This is a genomic window from Streptomyces sp. NPDC002276 (assembly GCF_053891435.1).
Genome location: NZ_JBSFCQ010000005.1, coordinates 315,695 through 327,219 on the forward strand (window position 1 = coordinate 315,695; position 11,525 = coordinate 327,219).

Consider the following 11,525-nt stretch of genomic DNA (forward strand, 5'->3'; position numbering starts at 1 on the left):
CAACCCGGGGAGAGCGCTCCCAAACCTGAGGAGACCCCCCATGCAGACCTCCGGCAGACCTTCACCCGCCGCCCTACGCTCCCGCACCGCTCTCGGTCTGGTCGTCGTCCTGATCGTCGCCTGCTTCGCCGCCCTGACCCCCTCGCCCGCCCGCGCCGCCGACCAACTCCTGTCCCAGGGACGGCCCGCCACCGCGTCCTCGACCGAGAGCGCGTCCTTCCCCGCGAGCGCCGCCGTCGACGGCGACACCGGCACCCGCTGGTCCTCCGCCTTCGCCGATCCGCAGTGGATACGGGTGGACCTCGGCTCCGTCCAGCAACTCACCCGCGTCTCACTGAACTGGGAGACCGCCTACGCCACCGGCTACCAGATCCAGACCTCGACCGACGCCACCACCTGGACCACCGTCTACTCCACCACCACCGCCACGGGCGGCACCCAGAACATCACCCTCACCGGCAGCGGACGCTACGTCCGCGTCTACGGCACCGCCCGCGCCACCCAATGGGGCTACTCCCTCTGGGAGTTCCAGGTCTACGGCCCCGGAAGCACCACCCCGCCCGACGACTTCTGGGGCAGCACCAGCGACATCCCCGCGGCCAACAACGCCGTGGAGGTGAAGATCCTCAACCGCACCAACGGCAAGTACCCCGACAGCCAGGTGTATTGGAGCTTCAACGGCCAGACGCACTCCATCGCCGAGCAGCCCTACCTCGACATGCCCGCCAACTCCGCGGGCCGCATGTACTTCTACCTCGGCTCGCCCACCAGCTCGTACTACGACTTCATCGAGTTCACGGTCGGCAACAACGTCTTCAACGGCAACACCACCCGCGTCGACGCCTTCGGCCTCAAACTCGCCATGCGCCTGCACAGCAAGGACGGTTACGACACCGAGGTCGGCGAGAACCGGGCGACCTTCGCCGAGGACCGCGCGACCACCTTCCAGCGCTTCACCGACGCGGTGCCGTCCCAGTTCAAGGTGCTCGCCCAGACCCAGGCGCCGTACCGGATCATCGCGCCCGGCAGCGACCCGAGCTTCCGCGCGGGCGGCGCCAACGCCAACTACTTCACGTCCTACGCCCAGTCGGTGGGCGTGAACGCGGCCACCTCCGACATCTTCGGCTGTGCCGCGTCCCTCGCCGCCAACCCCGACATGTGCGCCGCCCTCAACCGCCACGTGGCCACCCTGCCGGCGGCGCAGCAGTCCGACCCGGCGCAGTTCTACAAGGCGGCACCCGCCAACTACTACGCCAAGTTCTGGCACGACAACGCCATCAACCAGCTTGCCTACGGCTTCCCTTACGACGACGTCGCGGGCCAGTCCTCCTTCATCTCGCACGCCAGTCCGCAGTGGCTGCTGGTCGCCGTCGGCTGGTAGGCACTGAGGAGACAACGTGAAGCGGGGCCGCCCTTGTCAGGAAGGGCGGCCCCGCGTCATGGGGTGACGGCCTGAGCTACTGGACGTTGATCGTGAAGGTGGACGTGGTGTTGCGGATGTCCTGGGCGTTGCCGCTCATCCGCAGGTTGACGAAGGTGGCGGAACCGACGGCCGGTCCCTGTCCGGGCTCGGGCAGTTCGTTGGCCCAGATGCCCCACCCGGACTTGGCGTCGAACGCGTCTCCGCTCTTCTTGGAGTTGGTGATGGAGATGTCGGTGAAGATGGTGTCCTTCACCGGGAACTGCGGTTGTCCGCCTACGTAGTTGGTCTGGAACATGACCCCTCCGTAGGTGGAGTTGTCGATGTCGACGTCGTTGACCCTGATGCCTTGGAAGACCTTCGAGGCCGAGAACGCCCAGATGGCGGGGAAGACCTGGGAGCCCCAGAAGTGGCCTCCCGTTCTGTCCAGGGAGACGTTCTCGATCGTCGTCGGATCGGTCCCGAAGCCGTTCATCGGGTAGCCGAAGTCCAGCGAGGAGATCGTGATGCCGGAGTAGACCAGGGTGTCGGCGACCCGGATGTTGCGGAAGGTGTTGTTGTAGCCGCCGTAGACGGCGATACCGGCCGCACGCCAGGTGAGCGTCGACGTCAGGTTCTCGTAGAGGTTGTTCTTCTCGTCGGCCCCGCCCGCGTCGATCGCAGAGAAGAGCGCGAAGCTGTCGTCGCCCGTGGCGCGGGCGTCGTTGTTGACGACGTGGTTGTCCGTGGAGCCGTTCGTCATGTTGATGCCGTCGGCGAACGTGTCCCGGATGCGGGTGTTCGAGATGGTCATGTTGTCGGTGTTGGCGCCCCAGTAGAGGCACACCATGTGCTCGGCCCAGATGTTGTCGATGGTGATGTTGGAGACGTTGGAGAAGTCGAATACCTTGCCCGGGCCGTCAATTCGGGACGTGTAGTTGCCGAAGTAGGCGAAGCCGGAGAACGTCGAACCGTTGGCCGTGGCCTCGGCGCGGAAGCCGATGTCGGTGTTCTCCTGCGAGGAGGGGGCGCGGAAGCGGGTGAACCACGGACCCGCTCCGACGACCTTGACCGCCTTGCCGTAGACCTGGAGCTTGCTGGAGGTCTCGTAGTCACCGGCCGGCAGATAGACGCCGACGAGCTTGCCCGTGGTGTCCATACGGACCTTGTCGAGCGCGTTCTGCACGTCCTGCTGCGAGAAACCGGCCGGGACCGTGTAGGCGGCCGGGTCGGGGTTCGGGATCGCCGTCGCCTGTTCGAGGTTGATGAAGTCGATCGCGTAGGTGGAGGAGTTGGCCGCGTCCTTCTGGAGACGGATCTTCGAGCCCGCCGGAACTGTCCTGCCCAGCAGGAGATTTGCCTCGTCGTAGATGTGACGTTGGGTTCCGGCGCTCGGCGAGTTGCCGGGCGCGGTCTCGTTGCCGTACAGCCAGGCGTACTTGGAGGTGAGGTCGATCGCCTTCAGGAACTGGCCGTCCACGTAGACGTCGAGGGTGGAGTCGGTGCCGTCCGGGATCGAGAAGCGGGTGACCAGCGTGTTGGTCGCCGCGCGCGTGGTCCACTCGACGTACTGGCCGGTCGAGTTGAGGGTCACCGCCTTGCGGCCGCTCGCCTCGCCCGCGACGTCGCCGATGGTCCGGTTGGGGCCGACGACCGTGGCGCCACCGCCGACCGTGCCGTCCTCGGCCTCGTACATGTCGTACGGCATGTCGGCGCCCCGGCCGACGAACAGGGGTTGTGTGGTGGTGTTGTTGGTGCGCTTGACCGGCAACTCGTTGGCGTCGTCGGCGATGACGGTCTTGACGGTGTACTTGCCGTTGGCGGCGGTCCACGAGCCGAGGCCGATCGGTGCGGTGGTCTGGCCGGAGGCGATGGTGCCGTTGTAGGAGCCGGTGAGTGTCTTGACGGTGGCGCCGTTCGCGTCCTGGACCGTCAGCGTGACGGCGTGGGCGCCGGAGGCCGAGTCCGTCGTGCCCTGGTTCTTGATGGCCACGCTGAACGCGACGTTGTCGCCCGCCGAGGGGCTGGACGGGGTCCAGGCCACCGGTGCGGCGACCAGGTCGGAGCTGGAGACCGGCTTGACGACGAGGGCGTCGGAGCGGGTGAAGGTGTTGTTGCCCTCGTTCTGCTCGATGACCTTGTTCGACGGGTCCACCTCGGCGCCGAGCGGGTAACTGCCCGCGTCCTGGGCGCCGATGCTCGCGGTGACCGTCGTCGACGCGCCGGCCGCGAGGACCGGGACGTCGGCCGTGGCGACCTTCGTGCCGCCGAGCGTGAAGTTCAGGTCGGTCGCCTTCGACGCCTTGCTGCCGCTGTTGGTGACCGTCGCGGAGAGGCTGATCGCGTCCGACTCGACAGGCGCCGCAGGCGAGTTGGTGATGCCGGTGACCTTCAGGTCCGGGTTCGCGGCCGGGGTGCCGATCACCTGGAACTCGGCGACCTGCCCGCCCGGAGCGCCCGTGTTGGAGGCGAACTTGAGCTGGATGTCGGCCGCCGCGCCGGAGACCGGGATGGTCACCGTGTTGCCGGTCGCCGGGTTGAACGTGTAGTCCTTCGCCGCGACGAGACTCGTGAACGCGGTCGCGTCCTGATCACGCCCGAGCACCTGGATGTTCTGCGTACGCGTCGACCACGCGGGGTCCGGGTTGAGCTTGACGACGACCTGACTCAGATCGGCGTTGGCACCCAGCTTGGTGGTGAGTGTGGCCGGGTAGGCGCCGCCCCCGCTCTCCCAATAGGTCGCGATCTGGCCGTCGTTGGCGTTCGCGGCCACGTAGGTGAAGACGTACGAGGAGGCCTCGACGGGCTTGCCCTGCGCGAGGTCGGAGCCCGCGCCGTTGCCCGCCCGGGTGACGCTGTTGCTCGCCACCGACACGTTCCCGGCGGCGTCCTTCGCCTTCACGTAGTAGGTGACCGTGGCCGTCGCCGACGGGGTGTCGGTGTACGAAGTCACGTCACCGGCAAGGGACTTGATCACCTGGTCGTTGGCGTAGACGTCGTAGCCGGTCACCTGGACGTTGTCGCTCGACGCCTGCCAGGTCAGCTTCACGTCGCTGCCCGACTGCGTGTAGGCGAGGTTGCCCGGCGCGGTGGGTGCCTGGGTGTCGCCGCCCGTCCCCTTGCGGGTCACGCTGTTGCTGTTCGCGGAGACGTTGCCCGCCGCGTCCTTGGCCCGCACGAAGTACGTGACGTCGCTCGCGGCGGGCTGGGTGTCGGTGTACGTCAGCACGTTCCCGGCGACGCTCGCCCTCAACTGCCCGTTGGCGTAGACGTCGTAGCCCGTCACGGCCGTGTCGTCGGTGGCCGCGCTCCACGTCAACTTGATCTGCCCGGTGGCCGGTTCGGTGTAGGCCAGGTTCGTCGGGGCGGTGGGCGCCTGGGTGTCGCCGGTGACCGGCCCGTAGACCTCCAGCTCGGACGCCTGCCCGGCGGGCCAGCCCGTGTTGGCGGTGAACAGCGCACGCACGTACCGCGTGGTCGTCGTGTCGAAACTGATGGTCGTGGACTGGTCGTTGGTGCTGTCGAAGGTGTACGCCTTCGAGGCCGTCAGGTCGGTGAAGTTCGCGTTGTCGGTCGAACCCTGGATCTTGAGGGTCTGGCTGCGGCTCGGCCAGCCGCTGGGCAGCCGCAGCGTCACCTGGTTGATCTTCACTGACGAGCCCAGGTCGACCTGGAGCCACTGCGGGAAGGCGTTGTTGGTGCTCTCCCAGTAGGTGTCGCGGTTGCCGTCACCGGCGTTGGCCGCGCCGTAGACGTCCGCGTGACCGCTCTCGCTGAAGGGCTTGCCCTGCGCGAGGTTGGGGGTCGACGCGGCGGTCGTGAGGACCTGCATCTCGCCCAACTGGGCGGTGCCCGCGACCGAGTTGGCACTGAAGTCGGCGCGTACGTACCGGGCGAGGGTCGCGGGGATGGAGACCTTCACCGTGTTGTCGTTGGCGGGACCGAAGACGTACTGCGCCGACGACTTGAGGGTGGCGAAGCTCTTGCCGTCGTCGCTGCCCTGGAGCGCGAACGTCTGCTTGCGGGACTGCCAGCCCTCCGGCAGCCGCAGCACGACCTGGCGGACGCGCTTGCTCTTCCCGAGGTCGGTCTGCACCCACTGTGCCGACTTCTTCCCGGCCTGCCAGTAGGTGTCGAGGTCGCCGTCGGTGATGTTCGCGGCGGTGTGCTTTCCATGCGTGCTGCCAGCCGAAGTCCTGGCGTCGGCCGCGGCGTTGGGGCCACCGGCCGCGTGGGCGGCGACGGCGGGCAGGCCCAGGACCATGACGGTGGCGGCGAGGGCGGCGGTCGCTGCGCGCCGCCCGGGGGATCTCTGCTTGTGTCGAGTCATGCGGGGGTCGCTTCCTGCGGAGGCTCGCGCGCCGGTGGGGCGGCGAGGGCGGCTCATTCCTGACGGAGTGGTGCAGAAAGGTGCGGGAGGATCGGTGCGGTGCTCTTCTGCTGGGCTGCTCTTCTGCTCGGCTGCTGTGCGCGAGGACCATGGGGCAGGATTTTGCGTTGTTTAATCGAAATATTGCAGAGTCGAGTGAGTCGGTCTACAGGTCGAACACCGGAATCTTGCGTTGTTCTGTTCTGTGTCCGTCGTCCGCGTCCTGTACGGCCCGACGTCCCCCGCCGGGTGATCCGCTTCTCTGGGAGGATCGCCACCATGAGCGACAACCCACAGCGCCTCGTCACCGTCGACCGCACCGGCCCCGGCCGGTTCACCGCCACCAACGCCCGTGGCGGCACCGTCGAGTTCGGCACCGCGAACGGTGGCGGCACCGAGTTCACCCCCGTCGAACTGCTGCTCGCCGCGATCGGGGGCTGCACCGCGGCCGACGTCGACGTGGCCACCACCCGGCACGCGGAGCCGGACGGCTTCACCGTCACCGTGACCGGCAACAAGGTCAGCGACGACCTGGGCAACCGGATGACCGACCTCGCGGTCACCTTCGCCGTGACCTTCCCGGAGGGCGAGGCGGGGGACCGGGCCCGCGCCATCCTGCCCCGGGCGGTCACCGTCTCCCACGACCGGCTGTGCACGGTCAGCCGCACGGTGGAGACCGGCACGCCCGTCACCGCGACGATCAAGGACGCCTGACGGACACGGAAGGCCCCCCGTTCTCTGCGGGCCGGTGACAAGCGGTTCGCCGGGCGCTGCGTTCTTGTGAGCACCGCCTGATCCCTGGGGCGCGAGCGGCCTACGGTCCGGCCATGAAGACGAGTCGCAGCACAGGACGGACAAGGGCAAGGGCAAGGACGTGGCGCGGTGCCGCGCTGGCGGTACTGGTGACCGCGGGCACGCTCACCGCCGCCGCCCCGCAGGCCCAGGGCGAGAGCGCGCGCACCGAGACCCCGGTCGCGTCGACACATCCCGCCGACGGGGTGGTCGAGTCGGTGGTGCGGGTGAAAGTGCCGTTACCGCAGTCGTTCGGCGCCCGCCCGGCGGCGTGCGACTGGCTGTCGTATCTGCGCTACCGCTCCGCCGACGGACCGCGCGCCTCGGCCGACGCCGACCGGATCCTCGTGGCCCAGCCCGGCATCCTCGAAGGGGCCGGAGCGTTCGACAGCGTCGCCCGCGACACGGTCGCCCAAGCCGCCGCCCAGGGACGGCACTTCGAGTTCTGGGCCCTGGACCGGCGCTCCAACTGCCTTGAGGATCCCACCGGTATCGCCTCCGGCGACCAGCACACGGCCGTCGACTACTACTACCGAGGCAAGGCCGTCGACGGCCGGACCTTCGCCGGGTTCGTCGGCAACGACAAGCTCGGCTGGATGGCGAAGCTCGGCATCGAGCAGACCGTGCGGGACGAATACGACCTGCTCGTCGCCGAGTTGCCCGACCAGAGCCTGCGCAAGAGCAAGGTGCTGTGCGGCGGGCACTCGCTCGGCGGGGTGATCACCGGGTACTTCGCGGCGGCCGACTTCGACGGCGACCCCGCCACCCTGGCCGACGCCGGACAGGACCAGTGCGCCGGCTACTTCGCCCTCGACACCACGATCTCCACCTCGCTCGGTGACCTGAGCGGCAGCATCCCCGACGACACCGACCTGCCCGACATCGGGCTCGGTTACGCCGTCGTACAGGCGGGGCTCGACAGCGGGCTGCTGTCCCGCTCCCTGTCCGCGCCGGTGCTGCTCAACCCCGAGACCATGACCCTGCTCGCCATCGCGGGCCTGGGCGCCGTACGCGCCCCGGACGGCGAGTCGGACCTGCCCGCCAACCTCCCCGCCAGCGTCAACATCGAGGCCACGAACCGGTTCCTGTTCTCCAAGGACACCGCCACCTTCCTCACCGGCTCACCCGCCGTGAAGGACTTCCGGCTCACCAACGACGCCGTGCTCGGGGCGCTCATGGACGACAACTCCGAACCGCTGGCGTTCCTCCAGAGCAGCGTGGGCCTCTTCGACGGCGGACCGCTCACCGACAAGAACTTCCCCGCCGCCAACGGGAGTTCGGACCAGTCGCAGCTGTTCGGCGTCGAGTACAAGGCGATTCCGGCGCAGCCGCACGGTCCGCTCTACACCTGGCGGAACTACGACCGGGTCGGCGCCGCCGACGACCCCGGGTACCGGTCGGCCGACGGCACCCCCTTCACCAACGCCTCCAAGGAGGTCACCGACATCCACGAGCTGGCCCGCAGCATGGGGGAGCAGCCGCTGGACTTCACCGAGCAGTACTTCCCGACCAAGCTGGTCACCGACATCGAGCTGGCCACCTCACCGCAGGTCAAGCAACTCGTGGTCCATCCAGGCGGGTTGACGGCCAACCCGACGCTCACCGTGCTCGCGGGCGACGGACTCCTCGCGGGCCGCATCCCGACCGGCCTGCACCCGGTGATCGCCCCCGGATACCAGCACTTGGACGTCCTGACGGCGGCGCCCGTGCAGAACAACGGCCGGCCCGAGATCGTCTCCAGCAGCCTCGCGGGATTCGCCGCAGCGCCCAAGTAGCACACGGACAGGGGCCCGGGAGGATCAACTCCCGGGCCCCGCGGTGCTGTTGTGGCTCAGAGCTTGCCCGCCGCGAACGTCGCCGCCGCACCGGCGTCGGAGGTGTAACCGAGGTGGGCCAGTACGTCCGTCCCGCCGTTCTGGCAGATGGGGTCACCCGTGGCACAGAAGTCGATGGTGCGGCTCTGGTAGGTGCCGGTGACGCTCTTGCCGAGGGCGCGGATCGGGTTGCCGAACAGCAGCACCGCGGCCACCTTCGGCTCGACCGCCGCCGGGATCGTCGCCACGATCGGAGCGCCGACCACCGCGCCGTCGCTGCTGATCCCCATGGAGTTGTCGACGACATTCGCGCCCTGCGAATATCCGACGAGAATGAAACGCTGATTCGGACAGGCCGCAGCCTGCGCGTTGACGTGGTTCACCACATCGAGATTCCCCGTCGCGGCGGACGTCAGGGAAAGGTCGGCGGGATAGTTCACCGCATAGCTGGAGAGGGTTTTTCCGGTGATTTTCTGCTGGAGCGCGGAGTACACCGGGTCGCCGACGATCAGACCGAGAGTCCCCGGCTCGAAGGTGCCGCGAGCGGCCACGACGTCGAGGTCCGCACAGGTGGCGGCCGACGCCGTGGGCGCGGTGAGGGTGGCGAGACCGGCTCCGCCGAGCAGCGAGAGCGCGGCCAGGCACAAGCGAATACGCATGAGAATCCTTTGAGGGTGGGGCGCGTTCTAAGCGCCTGTGGAAAGGACACCTCGAAGGTATTCGCGTTGTTTCACCGGGTGTTATGGACGGGAATTCAGAAACCGTCCCTGTTTTTGTCGGCGCGTGAGTCGCGCTCGCTCTCCCGCGACGCCGCCGAACGCAGCGCGAGAATCAGATCCAGCCGGGTGCCCGGGTCGTGCAGGGACTCGCCGAAGAGCTTCTCCAGCTGCCGCAGGCGGTAGCGGACCGTCTGCGGGTGGATGTGGAGCCGCGCGGCGACATCGGGGACGTTGCTGCCGCTGAGCAGCCAGGCCAGCAACGTCTCGGCCAGCCGGGCGCGTTGGCCCTCGGACGCCGCGTCGAGCGGTGCCAGGACCCGGGCCTCCAACTGCGCGAGCAGCGGCTCGTCGCCGTGCAGCAGCAGCGTCGACAGATGATCGGCGCACAGCACCACGCCCTGCCGGGGCAGCACCCCGCGCCCCATCAGCCCCAGCGCCCGCGTGGCCCAGCGCAACGACCTCCCGGCCTCCGACACCGGGACCGTAGGACCGATCGCCGCCGGACGGCCGCCCAGGCCGAGCACGAACGACCGCCCGCCGAACCGGCCGTAGCCCTCCGGGTCCGGAACCAGCACGCGCGGAGGCCGTGACTCCATGTCGGCCAGGGCGCCGGGCATCGCCGGCGGCCGGTCCTCCGTACGCGGATCAGCGGGTCCCGCCAGCGCGATGACGGCGACTCGCGAAGGCACCCGCCACCGCGCACCGTGCGCCAGGTCCCGCACCTCCTCCGGGGACACCGGCCCGTCGCCCAGCAGCAGATCGAGCAGCCGTCGGCGCCGCCGCTCCAGCTCGTCCGCGCTGCCGGACCGCGCGTCCGCGTAACCGGCGGCGGCGGCCTCGGCGACCTCGTGCACGGTCCGGAACGCCAACTCACCGAGGGCGGCCACGACTTGGGAGTCCAGGCCGAGTTCCTCCGCCGTCCGCCCCATCAGCCGCCAGGCGTGCAACCCGCCGACCCGTAACGCGGACTGCACCGCGTCCAGGCTGCGGCCGTCCAGCGCCACACCGCGCCCGATCTCGTAGTACGTCGTGGCCATCGTGGACCGCTGGTCGCGCGGGTCCGCGATGTGGTCGACGAACAGGGTGAGCGCCTGCACCACACCGGCGCGGAGATTCTCGCGGTAGATGGCACCTGACGGCAGCCCGTACTCGGGCACCTGTCTGCGGACCTCCTCCTCCACCTCGTCGGCCACACGCGGCAGTTGGGCGCGCAGCAGCTCGGCCAGTTCGGGCGGGACCGAGGCGCTGGTGGGATCGACGGGTACTCCGCGCGGGGTGGGGACGGCCACGACGGACACTCCTTTCCCCCGGAGGCGGCTCGCCCACGGACTGTTGCCCGTGGAACGAGGGGGACGACCTGTGTTGGACGGCCGTCCCCTGCGCTCCGTTCCGTGCCCCGGCTGCACCGACATCACTCCGGCAGCCCCAGCGCGGCGGCGAGCATCGGCCACGAGGCGGTGAACTCCCCTTTCCAGTAGGCCCAGCTGTGCCCTCCGCCCGGATAGAAGTGGGTGGTGACCGGAATGCCGAGCAGCGCGAGCACACCGGTGAAACTGTGAGCCGACGGCCACAGCAGACTCTCCAGCGCCTCGGGCAGCCAGTCGCCCGAACCCCCGGCCAGACCACTGCCGTTGGACACGTACAGCGGTGTGTCGCGCAGCCCGCCGGCCTGGGCGCGCGGATTGAAGGCCCGCCAAGTCAGCCCGTTCAACAGGGGGTTGCCCCACAGCGTGAGGGGCGACAGGCTCTCGCGGGCCACGATGGCGTCCACCAGGGAGGGCACTCCGGGTGCCGTGGTGTCGAGGATGCCGCTGTAGGACGCGGCGGCGGTGAACGCGCCCGGGTGGCGGGCCGCGTGCGCCATCGCGCCGTAGCCCCCGGTGGACACCCCGGCGACCGCCCGCACACCGGACGCCCGGTAGTCACGGGCCAACAGCGCCGGAACCTCCAGGAGTTGGAACGTCTCGTAGTCCGGCCCGTCACGCCAGACGCTGGGGATACCGGTAGGCCCCGCGTCCGGCATCGCGACAATCAGCTCGCGCCCCTCGGTGAAGGCCTCTATGTCCGTCTCCCGGGTCCAGGACGTGTAGTCGTCGTGCGCCCCGTGCAGCAGATACAGCACGGGATACGTCCGGGCGGGCTGCGCGGCGAAGTCCGACGGCAGGATCAACCGCACCGGCGCACTGCGGCCCAACGCGGGCGAGGACACGGACACGTCGAAGGTCCGCGCCGAGACCTGCGTCGCGGCCCGGGCCCGGCCCACACCGGCCGTGGCACCGAACAGCACGGCGAGCCCGGTGGCCGCGGCGACCCGCGTGGCGGCTCGCCGGGACATCCCGTCGCCAGGGCGCTGCGGGAGGGCCGCGCGCGCGGAGATTCCGGAAGGGTGCTGCGGTGTGGCGGGGCGGTGGTGCGGCATGGCGGCTCCTCGG

7 protein-coding genes are annotated in these 11,525 nt (G+C 69.4%); 3 read left to right on the forward strand and 4 right to left on the reverse strand.

The genetic code is table 11. The annotated features are described in order from the left end of the window. The first annotated feature begins 40 nt into the window (after window positions 1-40). Window positions 41-1,381: a beta-1,3-glucanase family protein gene (locus ACWIHT_RS16035; protein WP_456168540.1), complete on the forward strand. Its 1,341-nt coding sequence runs from the start codon at window positions 41-43 to the stop codon at window positions 1,379-1,381. Window positions 1,382-1,457: 76 nt separating this feature from the next. On the opposite strand, the gene ACWIHT_RS16040 is transcribed toward ACWIHT_RS16035, so the two are convergent. After that, window positions 1,458-5,729, reverse strand: coding sequence for a discoidin domain-containing protein (locus ACWIHT_RS16040; protein WP_456168542.1), 4,272 nt, complete (start codon window positions 5,727-5,729; stop codon window positions 1,458-1,460). Between the two features lie 318 nt (window positions 5,730-6,047). On the opposite strand from ACWIHT_RS16040, the gene ACWIHT_RS16045 reads away from it, so the two are divergent. After that, the gene (locus tag ACWIHT_RS16045) at window positions 6,048-6,482 is read left to right on the forward strand and encodes an OsmC family protein (protein ID WP_456168544.1); all 435 of its coding nucleotides are present in this window, start codon (window positions 6,048-6,050) and stop codon (window positions 6,480-6,482) included. A gap of 113 nt (window positions 6,483-6,595) precedes the next feature. After that, on the forward strand, window positions 6,596-8,335 hold the full coding sequence (locus ACWIHT_RS16050; protein WP_456168546.1) for a hypothetical protein: 1,740 nt from the start codon (window positions 6,596-6,598) through the stop codon (window positions 8,333-8,335). A gap of 56 nt (window positions 8,336-8,391) precedes the next feature. On the opposite strand, the gene ACWIHT_RS16055 is transcribed toward ACWIHT_RS16050, so the two are convergent. The 3 genes from ACWIHT_RS16055 to ACWIHT_RS16065 all read right to left on the reverse strand — a co-directional run bounded on the left by ACWIHT_RS16055 (window position 8,392) and on the right by ACWIHT_RS16065 (window position 11,428). Beyond that, on the reverse strand, window positions 8,392-9,033 hold the full coding sequence (locus ACWIHT_RS16055) for a cutinase family protein (RefSeq protein ID WP_456168548.1): 642 nt from the start codon (window positions 9,031-9,033) through the stop codon (window positions 8,392-8,394). Window positions 9,034-9,128: 95 nt separating this feature from the next. Beyond that, window positions 9,129-10,382: a PucR family transcriptional regulator gene (locus ACWIHT_RS16060; protein ID WP_456168550.1), complete on the reverse strand. Its 1,254-nt coding sequence runs from the start codon at window positions 10,380-10,382 to the stop codon at window positions 9,129-9,131. Between the two features lie 122 nt (window positions 10,383-10,504). Continuing rightward, window positions 10,505-11,428, reverse strand: a complete 924-nt coding sequence (locus tag ACWIHT_RS16065) for an alpha/beta hydrolase (protein ID WP_456168843.1) — start codon at window positions 11,426-11,428, stop codon at window positions 10,505-10,507. Between the last annotated feature and the right edge of the window lie 97 nt (window positions 11,429-11,525).

Coding starts and splice junctions, on each gene's coding strand:
- ACWIHT_RS16035 (WP_456168540.1), top strand. CDS start 41: ATGCAGACCTCCGGCAGACCTTCACCCGCCGCCCTACGCTCCCGCACC.
- ACWIHT_RS16040 (WP_456168542.1), bottom strand. CDS start 5,729: ATGACTCGACACAAGCAGAGATCCCCCGGGCGGCGCGCAGCGACCGCC.
- ACWIHT_RS16045 (WP_456168544.1), top strand. CDS start 6,048: ATGAGCGACAACCCACAGCGCCTCGTCACCGTCGACCGCACCGGCCCC.
- ACWIHT_RS16050 (WP_456168546.1), top strand. CDS start 6,596: ATGAAGACGAGTCGCAGCACAGGACGGACAAGGGCAAGGGCAAGGACG.
- ACWIHT_RS16055 (WP_456168548.1), bottom strand. CDS start 9,033: ATGCGTATTCGCTTGTGCCTGGCCGCGCTCTCGCTGCTCGGCGGAGCC.
- ACWIHT_RS16065 (WP_456168843.1), bottom strand. CDS start 11,428: ATGTCCCGGCGAGCCGCCACGCGGGTCGCCGCGGCCACCGGGCTCGCC.